The 15,678-nt window shown below is 49.0% G+C and carries 19 protein-coding genes and 1 tRNA gene; 18 read left to right on the plus strand and 2 right to left on the minus strand.

Features of this window, described 5'->3' with window-relative positions; translation table 11 throughout:
• Positions 1-28: 28 nt before the first annotated feature.
• From rpmH to F1381_RS03000, 12 genes are all read left to right on the plus strand, one after another.
• Positions 29-163 carry a 50S ribosomal protein L34 gene (rpmH, locus tag F1381_RS02945; protein ID WP_019914530.1) on the plus strand — a complete coding sequence of 45 codons (135 nt, stop codon included), beginning with the start codon at positions 29-31 and terminating at the stop codon, positions 161-163.
• A gap of 361 nt (positions 164-524) precedes the next feature.
• Positions 525-875 (plus strand): ribonuclease P protein component, encoded by a 351-nt coding sequence (rnpA, locus tag F1381_RS02950; protein WP_151733338.1) that lies wholly within the window; start codon positions 525-527, stop codon positions 873-875.
• Between the two features lie 86 nt (positions 876-961).
• Positions 962-1,912: a YidC/Oxa1 family membrane protein insertase gene (locus F1381_RS02955; protein WP_151733339.1), complete on the plus strand. Its 951-nt coding sequence runs from the start codon at positions 962-964 to the stop codon at positions 1,910-1,912.
• Positions 1,909-2,643, plus strand: a complete 735-nt coding sequence (gene jag, locus F1381_RS02960) for an RNA-binding cell elongation regulator Jag/EloR (RefSeq protein ID WP_151733340.1) — start codon at positions 1,909-1,911, stop codon at positions 2,641-2,643. Before F1381_RS02955 ends, jag begins: the two co-directional genes overlap by 4 nt.
• Positions 2,644-2,732: 89 nt before the next feature.
• Positions 2,733-4,109: a tRNA uridine-5-carboxymethylaminomethyl(34) synthesis GTPase MnmE gene (gene mnmE, locus F1381_RS02965; RefSeq protein WP_151733341.1), complete on the plus strand. Its 1,377-nt coding sequence runs from the start codon at positions 2,733-2,735 to the stop codon at positions 4,107-4,109.
• Between the two features lie 86 nt (positions 4,110-4,195).
• Positions 4,196-6,082 (plus strand): tRNA uridine-5-carboxymethylaminomethyl(34) synthesis enzyme MnmG, encoded by a 1,887-nt coding sequence (gene mnmG, locus F1381_RS02970; RefSeq protein WP_151733342.1) that lies wholly within the window; start codon positions 4,196-4,198, stop codon positions 6,080-6,082.
• Positions 6,083-6,085: 3 nt separating this feature from the next.
• Positions 6,086-6,808: a 16S rRNA (guanine(527)-N(7))-methyltransferase RsmG gene (rsmG, locus tag F1381_RS02975; RefSeq protein ID WP_151733343.1), complete on the plus strand. Its 723-nt coding sequence runs from the start codon at positions 6,086-6,088 to the stop codon at positions 6,806-6,808.
• A 387-nt stretch (positions 6,809-7,195) separates the two neighbouring features.
• On the plus strand, positions 7,196-8,011 hold the full coding sequence (noc, locus tag F1381_RS02980) for a nucleoid occlusion protein (protein WP_151733344.1): 816 nt from the start codon (positions 7,196-7,198) through the stop codon (positions 8,009-8,011).
• Positions 8,012-8,194: 183 nt separating this feature from the next.
• The gene (locus F1381_RS02985) at positions 8,195-8,956 is read left to right on the plus strand and encodes a ParA family protein (protein WP_151733345.1); all 762 of its coding nucleotides are present in this window, start codon (positions 8,195-8,197) and stop codon (positions 8,954-8,956) included.
• Positions 8,949-9,791 (plus strand): ParB/RepB/Spo0J family partition protein, encoded by an 843-nt coding sequence (locus F1381_RS02990; RefSeq protein WP_151733346.1) that lies wholly within the window; start codon positions 8,949-8,951, stop codon positions 9,789-9,791. Before F1381_RS02985 ends, F1381_RS02990 begins: the two co-directional genes overlap by 8 nt.
• Positions 9,792-9,889: 98 nt before the next feature.
• Positions 9,890-11,053, plus strand: coding sequence for an aminotransferase class V-fold PLP-dependent enzyme (locus tag F1381_RS02995; RefSeq protein ID WP_151733347.1), 1,164 nt, complete (start codon positions 9,890-9,892; stop codon positions 11,051-11,053).
• An 18-nt stretch (positions 11,054-11,071) separates the two neighbouring features.
• Positions 11,072-11,572 carry a DUF4446 family protein gene (locus F1381_RS03000; RefSeq protein ID WP_151733348.1) on the plus strand — a complete coding sequence of 167 codons (501 nt, stop codon included), beginning with the start codon at positions 11,072-11,074 and terminating at the stop codon, positions 11,570-11,572.
• Here F1381_RS03000 and yyaC read toward each other — a convergent pair.
• Positions 11,544-12,152, minus strand: coding sequence for a spore protease YyaC (gene yyaC, locus F1381_RS03005; RefSeq protein WP_151733349.1), 609 nt, complete (start codon positions 12,150-12,152; stop codon positions 11,544-11,546). The genes F1381_RS03000 and yyaC overlap by 29 nt on opposite strands.
• 195 nt (positions 12,153-12,347) lie before the next feature.
• Between yyaC and F1381_RS03010 the strand changes: the two genes are divergently transcribed.
• The 4 genes from F1381_RS03010 (at position 12,348) to F1381_RS03025 (ending at position 14,018) form a co-directional block, all read left to right on the plus strand.
• The gene (locus tag F1381_RS03010) at positions 12,348-12,620 is read left to right on the plus strand and encodes a putative Se/S carrier protein (RefSeq protein ID WP_151733350.1); all 273 of its coding nucleotides are present in this window, start codon (positions 12,348-12,350) and stop codon (positions 12,618-12,620) included.
• The gene (locus F1381_RS03015; protein WP_151733351.1) at positions 12,617-13,654 is read left to right on the plus strand and encodes a mechanosensitive ion channel family protein; all 1,038 of its coding nucleotides are present in this window, start codon (positions 12,617-12,619) and stop codon (positions 13,652-13,654) included. Before F1381_RS03010 ends, F1381_RS03015 begins: the two co-directional genes overlap by 4 nt.
• 13 nt (positions 13,655-13,667) lie before the next feature.
• Positions 13,668-13,883, plus strand: a complete 216-nt coding sequence (locus tag F1381_RS03020; protein WP_151733352.1) for a DUF951 domain-containing protein — start codon at positions 13,668-13,670, stop codon at positions 13,881-13,883.
• A 44-nt stretch (positions 13,884-13,927) separates the two neighbouring features.
• Positions 13,928-14,018: transfer RNA gene (locus F1381_RS03025), tRNA-Ser, on the plus strand.
• A 406-nt stretch (positions 14,019-14,424) separates the two neighbouring features.
• Here the strand turns inward: F1381_RS03025 and F1381_RS03030 are convergent.
• The gene (locus F1381_RS03030) at positions 14,425-14,622 is read right to left on the minus strand and encodes a YjzC family protein (protein WP_151733353.1); all 198 of its coding nucleotides are present in this window, start codon (positions 14,620-14,622) and stop codon (positions 14,425-14,427) included.
• Between the two features lie 220 nt (positions 14,623-14,842).
• Here F1381_RS03030 and rpsF point away from each other — a divergent pair, with 220 nt between their 5' ends.
• Positions 14,843-15,127 (plus strand): 30S ribosomal protein S6, encoded by a 285-nt coding sequence (rpsF, locus tag F1381_RS03035; protein WP_151733354.1) that lies wholly within the window; start codon positions 14,843-14,845, stop codon positions 15,125-15,127.
• 48 nt (positions 15,128-15,175) lie between these two features.
• A complete protein-coding gene (ssb, locus tag F1381_RS03040; RefSeq protein ID WP_151733355.1) occupies positions 15,176-15,673 on the plus strand; it encodes a single-stranded DNA-binding protein in 498 nt (165 codons plus the stop codon).
• The last annotated feature ends 5 nt before the right edge of the window (positions 15,674-15,678 follow it).

Consider the following 15,678-nt stretch of genomic DNA (forward strand, 5'->3'; position numbering starts at 1 on the left):
ATAAGTTCCTGTAAGGGAGGTGCAATACATGAGACCCACGTTCAAACCGAATGTAAGCAAGCGCAAGAAGGTACATGGTTTCCGCAAAAGAATGAGCACAAAGAACGGCCGTAAAGTGCTGGCAGCCCGCCGCCTGAAAGGCAGAAAAGTTCTGAGTGCGTAAGGTTAGGCCGCCTGGGACCACTGCAGTGGTCCTTTTTTAAATGTGAATACCCCACTCAGGTGGGGTTCTTTTAGATATATGGGCGAAACAAATCTGAGGCAGATGAATTTCTTCTATATATAGTATCCCGAAAAGGAAGGGCGGCTTCTGCCCGAAGCGCGCAGCCGGTTCTTCTTGTTGCCAAGCCATTGTACAAGCTCTGCAGAGAATGCCACGCCGCTCTTTGCGGAGCTTTTTTGATGTTCAATTGTCTGACTGGTGATGGCGGCATGCGGTTTACTGCAGCGCATCGCTGCCCATACTAAATTAGTAGCAAATTTGCCGGAATGATGAACATCCGGCCGATGAATAGGAGATTCCCGTGCACAAACGTTTACGATTACGAAACCGTGCCGACTTCAGCCGCGTATACCGCCATGGGAAGTCATTTGCCAATCATCAGTTTGTGGTGTATTGGTTCAGCAGAAAAGAGGTGGAGCGGTTCCGGCTGGGGGTGTCGGTCAGCAAGAAGGTCGGAAACGCCGTTGTCCGCAACCGGATGCGAAGACTCGTGAAGGAAATCATCCGCCATCACGAGGAGGAGATCGCAGGCGGTCTGGATATGGTGTTTATCGTAAGAAAAGGAGCACTCGCCATGAATTACGCCGAGCTGGAGAAAAGTGCGCTTCATGTACTGCGCAAAGCCAAGCTCCTCAAGGCTTCACGTAAGTAGCGCCTGCGTAAGCGGCTTGTTTATTTGTATTCATAATTATGGTATGATTTACGGTGCAATGGAATGTTTATGAGAGGGGTTTTGAGGTGTCTCTATTGAAGACTAAACGGGGAAAACAGTTTCTTCTCCTCGGGGTAATGGTATTGCTGATTGCTGTTCTATCCGGGTGCGCGCCTTCGTCTACGGTTACGCACACCACGGAAGATTTGAAGAACGGAGGCTTTTGGCAGAGTAACGTTGTGTACTACTTCGCCATCGCCCTTGATACGTTTGCCAAATGGTTTAACGGACAGTATGGACTAGCCGTCCTAGTAATGGTGATTATCGTCCGTACGCTGATTCTGCCGCTTACCCTTAAACAGGTAAGAAGCTCGCGTGCGATGCAGGCCATTCAGCCGGAGCTCCAGAAGATCCAGAAAAAATATAAAGATCAGCCGGAAAAAGTGCAGCAGGAAACGATGCGTCTCTTCCAGGAGAACAAGGTCAATCCGATGGCCGGCTGTCTGCCGCTGATCGTGCAAATGCCGATTTTTATCGCCCTGTACAATTCAATCTATTATAATCCGGATCTGCGAGAGCACTCCTTCTTGTGGCTGCAGCTTGGCGAACCGGACAAAATGTTCATCCTGCCGCTGCTCGCAGCTGCTACAACGTTCCTGCAGACACGCATGATGACCAAGATGAATCCGGTGCAGCAGCAGGGGCCAATGCAGTTCATGATGATGGTCTATCCGGTACTGATCTTCATCATGTCTTACAATTTCCCGGCTGCGTTGCCGCTTTACTGGTTCTATAGCAATGTGTATACCATTATCCAGAACTACTTCTTGTACCGCAACAACGGAAAGACACCTGTGGTTGTCCAAGGTGACGGAAATGCTAAGGATGATACTCCTTCCGCCAAGAGCAAGAACAGTGCTACAGCCGCGAAGAACAACAGCGGCAAGGCTGGCAACTCATCGAAGAACAAATCGGGTGCTTCCGCAAGCAAGGGCAATAGCGGCAAAGGGGTAAAGGAGGCTAAAAAGTCAAAATGAGCAAAGTCGTCGCGACAGGGAAAACCATTGAAGAAGCTGTTGAACGTGGACTTCATCAGCTTGGAGTTCAGAAGGACCGGGTCACGGTCAACGTACTTGAACAGCCATCCAAAGGATTCCTTGGTTTGATCGGTGCGAAGGATGCCAAGGTGGAGCTTACCTTGATTCCTGAAGCCGCACCGGTATCAGCGGCGAGTGCTCCGTCACTGCCTCAGCAGCCAGCAAGCAAGAGCAACCAGGAGGCGGAAGGCGGCGTGCCACGCCAAGATTCGGGACATTCCGTGGAAGAGGCTTATACAGAGGCTGTTCATTTCATTGTGGATGTCGCAAGAACCATGGGGCTTACGGTGGAAGTGGAAATCGTGCATACCAAGGAAACAACGATTCTGCAAATATCCGGTCCGGATCTGGGTCTCTTGATCGGCAGAAGAGGACAAACGCTTGACGCCTTGCAATACTTGGCCAATATTGTGGCCAACCGGTACTCTGACAGCTTCGTCCGTCTGGTACTGGATGCCGAGAACTTCCGTGAGCGCCGCAAGAAGACGCTGGAGGAATTGGCCGACCGGCTCGCGGGCCGTGTGGTCCGCACCCGCAAAGAGGTTGTGCTGGAGCCTATGTCTCCCCAGGAGCGGAAGATTATCCATTCCAGACTGCAGGATCACCAGCAGGTGAGCACCTCGAGCAAGGGCGAAGAACCGAACCGCCGTGTCGTTATTACCTTGAAGTAAAGATCAATAATGCCGCAATGACTCCTTGACCGTGTAAGGGGTCATTGTTTTTTTGTAGAAATTAAGGATTAGAGGGGTGAACCTACACTATGATAAGTGACACTATCGCTGCCGTATCTACGGCTTTGGGTGAGGGAGGCATTGCCATTATCCGGGTCAGCGGGCCCCAGGCGATCCCTGAAGTGGCCAAGCTGTTCCGCAGCCGTATTCCGCTGACGGAAGCGGAATCACATACGGTGCATTACGGATATATCATCCAGCCGGAGACCGGTGAACAGATGGAGGAAGTGCTGGTTACCGTGATGAAAGGGCCGCGCTCATTTACGACCGAAGACGTGGTGGAGATCAGCGCGCATGGCGGGGTCATATCGGTAAGAAGAGTGATGGACCTGCTGCTTCAGCAGGACATCCGGCTGGCAGAGCCGGGCGAGTTCACCAAGCGTGCCTTTTTGAACGGACGGATTGATTTATCCCAGGCTGAAGCGGTAATCGATTTGATCCGTTCCAAGTCGGACCGGGCATTCTCAGTGGCCTTGAAGCAGGTTGGCGGCTCGCTGTCCCAGCGGATTCAGGCGCTGCGCCATACTTTAATCGAGACCATGGCTCATATCGAAGTAAATATTGATTATCCCGAGCATGACGTGGAGGCACTGACGGCCGAATTCATCAAGGACAAGAGCCGGGAAGTGATGGAGGGTATCGATAAGCTTCTCAAGACAGCGGGTGAAGGAAAAATTTTGCGTGAAGGCATCACAACGGCCATTGTCGGACGTCCGAATGTTGGCAAGTCTTCGCTGCTTAACGCGCTGGCCCGTGACAATAAGGCCATTGTGACCGATATACCCGGGACAACCCGGGACGTGATTGAGGAATATGTAACAATTAACAATATTCCGCTTAAACTGTTAGATACTGCGGGAATACGCGAAACCATGGATATTGTGGAGAAGATTGGCGTAGAGCGCTCCAAAGCGGCGTTCAGTGAGGCCGACCTTATTCTCCTCGTGCTGAATGCCAGCGAAGAGCTGCATGAAGACGAGCTGGCACTGATGGAACAAATCCACGGTAGACAAGCATTGGTGATCATGAATAAAATGGACTTACCGCCCCGTCTGGACAAAAGAAAGCTTCTTCACTTTTTTAATGAAGATAGCATTGTTCCGATGTCTGTGCTGGAGGAGGAGGGTCTGGATAAGCTGGAGGAAGCTATCTCCGCATTATTCTTCGGAGGCAAGCTAGAATCCGGCGATTTGACCTATGTCAGCAATGTCCGGCATATTGCCTTGCTCAAGAAGGCCCGTAAGTCCCTGCAGGATGCATATGAGGCTGCAGACATGCTGGTGCCGATTGATATGATACAAATTGATGTGCGGCTGGCCTGGGAGCAGCTTGGCGAAATAATCGGCGACACCGCCGCAGACTCGCTGCTGGATCAGATCTTCTCGCAGTTCTGCTTAGGTAAATAACAAGTCTTTCTGAGCGGAAGACCTGTAGACTATATACTAACGGAAACGGTGCTTAACGCTGTTTCACAATCAGGAGGTAAACATTCATGAGTTATGATGGAGGCAGCTATGACGTAATCGTCATCGGTGCAGGCCATGCCGGCTGCGAAGCCGCCCTGGCTGCGGCCCGGATGGGCTGCCGCACGCTGATGATTACAATAAATCTGGATATGGTCGCATTCATGCCATGCAACCCATCCATTGGCGGACCGGCCAAAGGCCATGTCGTGCGGGAGATTGACGCCCTCGGCGGTGAAATGGGCCGCAATATTGACAAGACATTTATTCAGCTGCGGATGCTGAATACAGGCAAAGGTCCGGCGGTGCATGCTCTGCGGGCCCAGGCTGACAAATTTCTGTACCAGCATACGATGAAAGAAACGATGGAGAAGACACCAAACTTGACGCTTCGTCAGGGAATGGTGGAGGAATTGATCGTCGAGGATGGTCATGTCTCCGGAGTCATTACCAAGACTGGAACAGTATATCACAGCAAAACTGTTATACTGACCACGGGAACTTATCTGCGCGGCAAGGTTATCATGGGTGAACTGACGTATGAGAGCGGCCCGAACAACCAGCAGCCTTCCGTGAAGCTGTCGGAGAATTTGCGGGAGCTGGGCTTTGAGCTCGTACGCTTCAAGACCGGAACACCGCCGCGTGTTCATAAAGATACCATTGATTTTTCGAAGACGGAGATCCAGCCTGGAGACGAACACCCCAAGTTCTTCTCCTACGAAACGAAGTCATCCAACAATGAGCAGTTGCCATGCTGGCTGACCTATACTTCGGAGGTGACGCATCAGATTATTAACGACAATCTGCATCGCGCACCGATGTTCACCGGTATTATTGAAGGAACAGGCCCACGGTACTGCCCATCGATTGAAGATAAGGTTGTGCGCTTCAGCGATAAATCAAAGCATCAGATCTTCCTCGAACCGGAAGGGAAGAATACCTCCGAATACTATGTGCAGGGACTGTCCACCAGTCTTCCCGAAGATGTACAGCTGGCTATTCTGCGTTCCATACCGGGAATGGAAAAGGTTGAAATGATGCGCAATGGTTATGCTATTGAGTATGATGCGATGGTACCTACCCAACTGTGGCCTTCCCTGGAAACGAAACGTTTACCGGGGCTGTTTACAGCCGGTCAGATTAACGGAACTTCCGGATATGAGGAAGCGGCAGGCCAAGGGATTATGGCTGGAATTAACGCTGCACGCAAAGTCCAGGGCAAGGAGCCGGTGGTGCTTGACCGTTCGCAAGGATATATCGGGGTACTGATCGATGATCTGGTCACCAAAGGTACCAATGAACCTTACCGCCTACTGACCTCACGAGCCGAATACCGGCTGTTGCTGCGCCATGACAATGCCGATCTGCGCCTGACGCCTATCGGGTATGATATTGGTCTGATTACCGAGGAACGTTATGCTGCATTTACCGATAAGAAAGCCCGCGTTGAACGTGAGATCACCCGGTTACAGGAGACTAAGGTAAAACCGAATGAGGTAAATGAAGCACTTGCCGATTTCAACTCGGCCCCAATTGTTGATGGCAGCAATCTGCTGACCCTGATGCGCCGTCCGGAAGTGGAATACAGCTTTGTAGACCGGATCTCACCATCTGCTGAGGATTTGGATGACGAGATGAAGGAACAGGTTGAGATTCAAATCAAGTATGCCGGTTATATCGAGAAACAGCTGCAGCATGTAGAGAAATTGCAAAAGATGGAGCAGAAGAAAATCCCTGAAGATATTAATTATAACGATATTCATGGACTTGCAATGGAAGCGCGCCAAAAGCTGACGAAAATTGCTCCAATCTCCATCGGCCAAGCTTCCCGTATCTCGGGTGTAACGCCTGCGGATATTTCTATTCTGCTGGTCTATTTGGAGCACTATAACCGTGTGACGGCAGCGAAAGGATAAGCAATGGATCAGATTACAGAACAGTTTACGGCCCTTCTGAAGCAGCAGGGGATAGAGCTGTCTTCAGCTCAGTTATCGCAGTTTGAGCTTTATTATCAGGAACTGGTATCCTGGAATGAGAAAATGAATTTGACCGGAATTACAGAACGGGCCCAGGTCTATATGAAGCATTTCTATGATTCGCTTTCACTTTCGTTCTATTTAAATATGGAGGAGGTTCAGCGGCTCGCCGATATTGGATCTGGCGCCGGGTTCCCTGGTATACCCTTAAAAATTGCTTTTCCACATATAAAGCTGACCATCGTTGACTCTTTGGCTAAAAGGATTAGCTTCCTGCAGCACATATGTGATGAATTAAAATTAACCGGAGTTGAACTAATTCACGGCCGGGCTGAGGATATCGCCAGACAGCCGGCTCACCGTGACGCTTATGATGTTGTAACAGCACGGGCAGTTGCCCGGCTGGCGCTCCTCAATGAATTCTGCTTGCCCTTTACCCGTCAGAGCGGGGTATTCGCAGCCATGAAGGGCAGTGATCCTACTGAAGAAGTAGCAGAAGCACGAAAGAGCCTTAAGGAATTGCGCGCAGCTCTCGATCGGGTGGAAGCTTTCCGGCTTCCGGTGGAGGACTCTGATCGCCACATCGTGCTGATTCACAAAAACGGAGCTACTCCTGCTAAGTATCCCCGTAAGGCGGGAATTCCTGCCAAGTCACCGCTCATTTAATTGTTTCACGTGAAACAATAGGAATGGAAACATATAACACAAAGATCAAGTTCTCTCGCAGAGAGCTTGATCTTTTTTTTTGTGAATCAAATTTATAAATTCATGCGAAATCAATGATGAAACAGGAAAAATAGGTCTAAACGGAGAATAGGATTATTGGCAGAAAAGTGATAGAATAATATAGTAAGACTTTTGAAGAAATAGTAGTTAAGCAGCAATCAACCGGGATGATCCGGCTCCTGCTGGATGAAGTATTGTCATCGGTCCTGATAAAGCAACATAAATGCAGAACCATGACATACTCCTTCCCCGAACCGTACGATCTGCTTTTTGTTCGTAAGAGTCAAAAGAATCGTACTATAATGAAACTAGGTGGTAATGAACGGAATGAAAGAACAATTCACCAAGCTTTTTGGATTTACTGAGCGGAGCAGCGGAGAAGAGATCAAACAAATCCCGGTTCATGAGGTCATCAGCAGTCCTTATCAGCCCCGGACCATATTCGATGACGAGAAGATCGAGGAGCTCTGTCAGACCATCAAAACTCATGGTGTGATTCAGCCCATCGTGGTACGCTACCGAGATTCCAAGTATGAAATCATTGCCGGTGAACGGCGCTGGCGTGCTGTGAAGAAGCTGGGGCTGGAGTCAATTCCCGCCATTGTGCGTGAGTTTAATGATTCACAGGCTGCTTCTATTGCTCTAATTGAAAATTTGCAGCGTGAAGGCTTGACTTCCATTGAAGAAGCCATTGCTTACCAGAAACTTATAGATTTACATCAACTGACCCAGGAGAGCCTTGCACAACGGCTTGGCAAAAGCCAGTCCACGATCGCCAATAAAATCCGCCTGCTGCAGCTGCCGGAAGAAGTAAAGACCGCTTTAATGGAACGGCAAATTACAGAGCGTCATGCCCGTTCGCTATTGTCGCTTGACAGTGTTGAAATGCAATTGAAGGTGCTTGGTGAGATCATCTCCAAAGGGCTGAATGTAAAGCAGACGGAAGCCAGAATTGCCTTCTACAAAGCCTCCTCGCAAACCAAGAAAGCGAAACGGATATCGTATACTAAAGATGTCCGTCTCGCACTTAATACCATCCGTCAATCCATTGACATGGTATCCGGATCGGGTATGGAGATTAAGACTTCAGAAAACGATCGTGGAGACCATTACGAGATTGTCATTCAGATCCCAAAACGATAGATGGATTCAAAAGCTGAAGGCGGCCCTGAGGTGATTGGCCGCCTTTTCTGTGACCTGCCTCGGAGTATATACCTTGGTGTGGAAATCCAAAATCAGTGCAAGGATGTTCCAATGCAAGGCGGTTACAACGCTACAACTTACGATCTACAAGATGACTCTTTCTAACAATTCGAGGTGAACTTAGTGTCCAAGATTATTGCCATAGCAAACCAAAAGGGCGGTGTCGGAAAAACTACAACTTCCGTCAACCTGGGAGCCGGAATGGCTACCCTGGGGAAGCGGGTGCTATTAGTCGATATAGACCCACAGGGCAACACAACCAGCGGCGTTGGCGTCAATAAGGCTGATGTCGCCAATTGCGTATATGATATTCTAATTAATGAAGCCAACCCGGAAGAAACGATTTTAGAGACGGAAATCGAAGGCCTGCATATTATACCGGCAACGATCCAACTGGCCGGGGCTGAGATTGAATTAGTGTCTACCATTTCCCGTGAATTGAAGCTCAAGAAAGCTCTTCACGCTGTGAAAAGCAATTATGATTATATTATTATTGATTGTCCGCCATCATTAGGTATTCTTACGATTAACTCATTGACTGCCGCAGACTCTGTCATTATTCCGATTCAATGTGAATATTACGCGCTGGAGGGGCTCAGCCAACTGCTCAATACAGTCCGTCTCGTGCAGAAGAACCTGAATCCCCATTTGAAGATTGAGGGCGTATTATTGACAATGCTCGATGCCCGGACCAATCTCGGTATTCAGGTGATTGAAGAAGTGAAGAAGTATTTTCAAGAAAAAGTATATCGAACCATTATTCCCCGCAATGTACGGCTTAGCGAGGCACCGTCGCATGGCCAGTCCATTATAACCTATGATACCCGGTCCAAAGGGGCGGAAGTGTATTTAGAGCTGGCAAAGGAAGTGATCTCCTATGAGTAAACGTTTAGGCAAAGGGCTGGATGCTCTGATTCCTTCATTGTCTATTAATGAAGATGATAAAGTGGTTGAAATCCCACTGAGTCAGTTGCGGGCCAATCCTTACCAACCGCGAAAGAATTTTGATGAAGATGCCATTCATGAATTAGCTGAATCAATCAGACAGCATGGCGTTATTCAACCGATTATTGTTCGCAGCGTACTAAAAGGCTATGAAATCATCGCCGGGGAACGCCGTTTCCGGGCGTCACAATATTGCGGCAAAGCAACCATTCCAGCTGTGGTTCGTTCATTTAGCGACCAACAGGTTATGGAGATTGCCCTGATTGAGAATTTGCAGCGCGAGAATCTAAATGCGATGGAAATTGCGGTCGCCTATCAGGGGTTAATGGATCAATTTTCCTTGACGCAGGAAGAACTTTCCTTAAAGGTTGGCAAATCAAGATCGCATATTGCTAATTTTTTGAGATTACTGACACTGCCCGAAGAAGTAAAGGAATATGTTTCACGTGGAACAATTTCAATGGGACATGCCCGTGCTATTGTTGGACTTAAGGATCCCGCAACTATAAAAGAATTGGCTAAGCAATGCGTCGAGCAAGAATGGAACGTTCGCCAGTTGGAAGAGATCGTCAAGAACCTGGATCGGAAGCCGACGAATGCTGCTAAAGTTAAGACAGTGAAGGTTGATCCCTATATCAATAATGTAGAAGAAACTTTACGTGAGAGATTCAAAACAACGGTAAAGATTAAGCAAGGAAAAGACAAAGGTAAAATTGAAATCAATTATTACAGTGCGCAGGATTTGGAAAGACTTCTTGAAATGCTGGGGAATTAATGCGAATCGGTTAGTATTCGTGAACATACTCTGAGATATCCTGGGAATGGATATGGAGGAGTATGTTTTTTATACTATAGAGGATGGGGGTGGAGATCATGCAACACATGGTTTATCTGGATCATGCGGCTACTTCGTGGCCCAAACCGCCGGAAGTGGCCGCTGCGATGATGGATGCGCTGCAAAACTCCGGCGCGAATGCTGGCCGTGGCAATCATTCCCTGGCTGTCGGGACCGGGAGAGTACTCGTGCGTGCACGAAGTATGCTTAGTGAATTGTTTGGAGTGACAAATTCCCAGGATATTGCCTTCACCCATAACACAACAATGGGGCTAAATATGGCCATAAGGGGCACACTTCAACCAGGGGATCATGTCATTTCAACGATGACTGAACACAACTCTGTGCGGCGTCCGCTGGAATACTTGCGCAACAAGATCGGCATTGAAGTCGATTACTTGCAGGTGAACCGGAAAGGGCAAGTGGACTTGCGTAAGCTTGAACAGGCGTTTAGGCCGAATACACGAATGGTTATATGTAACCATAGCTCTAATCTGCTTGGCAGCGTATTGCCGGTAGGACAGATTGGAGATATCGCCAAATCGCGCGGTGCACTGTTTTTGGTGGATGCAGCACAAAGCGCGGGATCGCTTGAAATTGATGTTAAACGGATGAATATTGACCTGCTCGCTTTCCCCGGTCATAAGGGACTGCTTGGACCACAGGGGACCGGGGGGCTTTATATTTCACCGCACTTGGATTTAGAGCCGCTGCTGTTTGGCGGGACGGGAAGTCAGTCTGAGAATAGCATGCAACCGAATGTGCGGCCTGACCGGTATGAAGCAGGAACGCAGAACGCGGTGGGGATTGCCGGTCTGTTGGCCGGTTTGAAGGTGATCCGTAATTTAGGGGTGCAAAATATACATCATCAAGAATGGCTGCAGACACAGCAGATGATCGAGGGGCTGTCGGACATTCCTGGGTTGAGATTGCTTGGGCCAGAGTTGGGGGAAATACGTACAGGAATAGTGTCCTTTGTAATTGAGGGAGAGGATTCGGCGGCGATTGCCCACTGTCTGGACCGTGAGTATAATATAGCCGTTCGTGCCGGAATGCATTGTACGCCGCTTGCCCATCAATCGGCCGACACACTGGAAAGCGGTGCGGTTAGAGTAAGTGTAGGGGTGAGCACAACAGAAGCGGATATACAGCGGTTGCTCGACGCCATGAGGGAGCGGTATGGCCGCGGCAGCAGACAATAATAAAGGATGGTTCAAGCGATGTCAGAATTAAATGAGTTGTTTAGCGAGCAATTGGCAGTAGTGCTGATGGCTTTGTGTTTTATTGTTTTTATCATACTGATTATAATGATTAGCCAAAGTGTGAAGCTGCGCAAAATGCGCCGCAGATACGAAGCGATGATGGCAGGCAGCGGCGTGGAGGATCTGGAAAGCCTGCTGATTGACTTGAAGAACCAGGCCGACATGCTCGAAGAGGGACAACGGGAACAGAAAACGCAAATTGAAGCGGCACATGCTAAAATGCGCGGGATGAAATCTAAGATGGCGATGAAACGGTACAATGCTTTTGGCGAACGCGGTAATGATATGAGCTTCTCGCTGGCGATTCTGGATGATAACCATAGCGGTGTAGTTCTTACCAGTCTGCATAACCGTGAAAATTCATATATTTATTCTAAACCCCTTGAAGGGGGAGCGTCGCAGTATCCTTTATCGCCGGAGGAAAAAGAGGTTATTGCTCTCGCGTTGCAGCAGAGTTAGCATGCAGACACCATTGCTTTAAGGCGGAGTATAAGCTGGCTGCGATAATATCGGATAGGCGCATAACAAGGCTCAGTCTGGTATTCTGAAGCACAAAATATTCCATGAATCCCCCGACGTTTACGATTCCCGTCAAATGAATATCTCCTACCGGAGGCAACTGCTTATTAACGCCGGCACCCGGTTTAAGCGGCCCTTCGACGACCTGGATGCAGCCGACGCTGGCTGAATGACCAAGACAAGCATCGATTCCAATGATAAACGGATTGCGGTGTTTTTCGTGAATAAGACTCAGGGTCTCCTCCAGATTAACGGCGTGGACCGGCTCATCTAATGTGCCGTAAAGATGAAACAAAGGGCTATGGAAACGGGCCAGTGCCGTACCGACCAGCGGACCAAGGGCATCACCCGTAGAACGGTCTGTACCCACACAGACAACGACAATTGGAGTGTCCGGACGGGTGCGGGAAAAGTGAAACAGCAGGCGGTGCGTGATCGCCGAATAAATATCGGGATCCTCATGGGATATTTTTAAGCAGGAAGGCTCCGGCAAGGGAGCGGCTTTGGAAAAGAGGTTCATACAATCTTCCTTTCTGGGCGGGAATTATACGAAAATATCACGCTATTTAATTTATTCCAGAAAAAGCTTATAATCGTGCAAAGGCGCTGCTGTGCGGAAGAGCTTTGCTGATGATCCTAGTATATGGATGTATAAGAGTTTTTATACTTCGCGGTCAAGAGATTGAACAACAAACCGAAAGAGGGAGGCGAGAAGATGGAGGGAGAACTGCTGATTGCCTTTGATTCCACCCAGCAGGCACTGCGGGCGGAAATGCTGCTGGAATACGCTGAAATAGAAATCGATATCTTCCCGACTCCCAAAGAGATTACGGCAGGCTGTGCCATGTCCATTGCCTTTTACCGAAACGCACTGGAACCGGTCTGCACCCTTATTAAGGAGCAGTCGATCGAAATTCGCGGGATTTACGGAAGAACCGGGGACGGCGGCGGATATGCAATAATCGTGGAACAGGAGGAGATTGGATGAACCAATGGCTGTTGAATGCCGCGGACCCTACTGAACAAACCATACAAAGTGTAGTCACCTTTAGCGATAAAATCTGGGCTTGGTTTACCGATGCCGATATGTGGGCCAATGTCATGTTTGCCGGAATCCGGATTCTGGCCATCTTTATACTGACCCGAATTGTTATCAAGATTGTCAGTAAAGTGATTGACCGCTCTATGGAGAGTGAGAGTAAAGGGGGGAGATTGCTCTCTAACAACCGGAGGATCACTACCGTCGGGGGCTTGCTGAAGAATGTAGTGACGGTCATCTGTAATTTCATTATGATCATGCTGATCCTCTCGGAGTTTGGCTTCCAGCTTGGACCGCTTCTGGCAAGTGCCAGTGTGGCCGGTCTGGCAATTGGTTTCGGTGCACAAAGTTTGGTCAAGGATGTAATTACGGGCTTCTTTATTATTTTTGAGGACCAGTTCGCAGTCGGCGACGTTATCCAGATCGGGAATTATAAAGGAACTGTAGAGATGATTGGTCTGCGGACAACAAAACTATTGAGTACGACCGGTGAGGTGCACATCATCCCGAACGGCTCTATCGTCAATATCACCAATTACTCGCTGGCCAATGCGCTGGCTGTGGTAGACGTACCGGTGAAGATGGAGCGGGGTCTGGAAGCAACCCTGGCACTGATCGGCAATGCCCTGAAAGGCATCGAAGAACGGAATCCCAGTGTTATTGAATATCCGAATATTCTTGGTATTCAATCCATGAGTACCTCTGAGTTTGTAATCCGCGTGGCGGCCAATTGTCTGCCCAATGGCAGGGAATCCGCAGAACGGCAAATTCAGGCTGACATTAAGCAGGCATTGGAGGAACAGGGCGCGCTGGAAGCGGCAAAGGCAGAGGCAGCAGCGAAAGAAGCAGCAGAGCGTGAAGCCAGGGAACAGGCGGAGAAAGAGCAACTTGCCCAGTCAGACCCGCGTGATACCCAGTCGGAGGCGCTGCGCCTGATCAAGCAAATTGCCGCAGCATCGGAAGCAGACGGCCAAAAATCGTAAAGGGTGATGAGTAATGGAACGCAAGGTCTTCGGGCTGGGCGATATTGTGCAGATGAAGAAACCGCATCCCTGCGGCAGCAATGAAATGGAAATCATCCGTATGGGGATGGATATCCGGATTAAATGTGTCGGCTGCCAGCACAGTGTTCTGATTCCCCGGGCCAAATTCGAGAAGAATATGAAGAAAGTGCTGCGGTCTGCGGAAGGGGATACAGCAACAAATATTTAATGCTTGCAAAATAATAAATACAGTGCTATAATAAATCTTGCTGCGGAGAGGTACCCAAGAGGCCCAAGGGGGCTGACTCGAAATCAGTTAGGCGTGTCAAAGCGTGCGTGGGTTCGAATCCCACCCTCTCCGCCACCTCAGCATATATAAGTTAGTTAATAAATAACCAAAGCCTCCGCTAAGCGGAGGCTTTTTTGTTGCGAGTTTAAGATGTCTTCGGGTCCCCACAAAGTAATAGGAATAAGCTGCGTTGGTATTCACTTCACTTTGTGGGGTTGAAACAAAAAGAGGGACCGCAAGGGTCCCTCTTTAGGAGGCAGTACATCATTGATGAACGGATTTTGTCTGTCTGCAGCTTCTAAAGTGAATGGGCAGTGCTCAAGGTGAATGCTCTTTTTTAAGGAGCGCCTTACGCTTCCCGTGGTACAATAGTTGCTTTATTCAGAAACCCTGTGAGATCCAATGGAACCACACCTCTCTTTTGTACTGCCTGAGTATATTATGTGCAGATTGCTTTCGTTTATACATGGCTGCTGAAAAATTAATGGACCCGCGCCTTCTCGACCTTTTTCCACTTGCGGTCCTTATTGGTCGTTTCCGGGAAGGTGTCCCCACGCTTCATCTCAATGCGCTTCGGATTCTGGATCTGGGTGTGAAAGCTGCGCGCTTCGCCCACTTCGGTATAAATGCCGGGATTCGGCGCCTTGTCGCCTTTTTCAAATTCAGTCTGCTCGCCCATAGATATTGCCCTCCTTTAGGTAAGTAAGTGCATTGAATATTGTGCGCTGTGTGAAGAAGGTTCATGTAGTGGCGGGGATACCTTTTCCTGCCGTCCCGCTTTGTTTTACTTGCAATTGCAGAGCCGGTTTGGTATAGTAATACGGTGCGAGTTTACATTTGTGCTCGTTCCTTGCTCCTGACATTGATCAGGGGCCTCAGACCATAAGGAGGTGAAACATATGCGCAAATATGAAGTGATGTACATTATTCGCCCTGATCTTGAGCAAGAAGCCGTTCAAGCAGCAGTCGAAAAATTCCAAGGCATCATCTCCAACGGCGGAGAAATTACAAAGCACGAAGTGCAAGGTAAACGCCGTCTTGCGTATGAGATCAAGAAGTTCCGTGATGGCGTCTTTGTTCTGGTTAACTTCACTGCAGAACCTGCAGTAGTTACTGAGCTTGAGCGTATCATGAAGATTTCCGACGAAGTAATTCGTTATCTCATTACGAACGACGTTGCCTAAGCATCTGACAAGCTTTGTAGTGAATCGCTGTAAAGGAGGGGACTAGAATTGTTGAACCGTATCATTTTGATCGGTCGGTTGACCCGTGACCCGGAGCTTCGTTATACCCCTGCTGGTGTTGCCGTAACGCAGTTTACGCTTGCCGTAGACCGCAATTTTACGGGCCAGAACGGTGAACGCGAGGCGGACTTCATCCCGATTGTAACCTGGAGACAGCTGGCGGAGACCTGTGCCAATTACTTGCGCAAAGGACGTCTGGCAGCCGTGGAAGGACGCATCCAAGTACGGAATTACGAAAATAATGAAGGTAAGCGTGTATACGTAACCGAAGTCATTGCCGATAATGTCCGTTTCCTGGAATCTTCGCAGAACCGCGATGGTGGTAACTCATCGAGCGGAGCAGGTATGCCGGAAGAACCAGCCTATGGCGGTGGCGGTAACAGTGGACGCGGAAATAATAATTTCTCGCGCAGCAACAATCAACAGGATCCTTTTTCCGGCGATGGAAAACCGATCGACATATCGGACGATGATTTGCCATTTTAATTAGG

Source organism: Paenibacillus tengchongensis (assembly GCF_008973665.1).
Lineage (GTDB): Bacteria > Bacillota > Bacilli > Paenibacillales > Paenibacillaceae > Paenibacillus_AQ > Paenibacillus_AQ tengchongensis.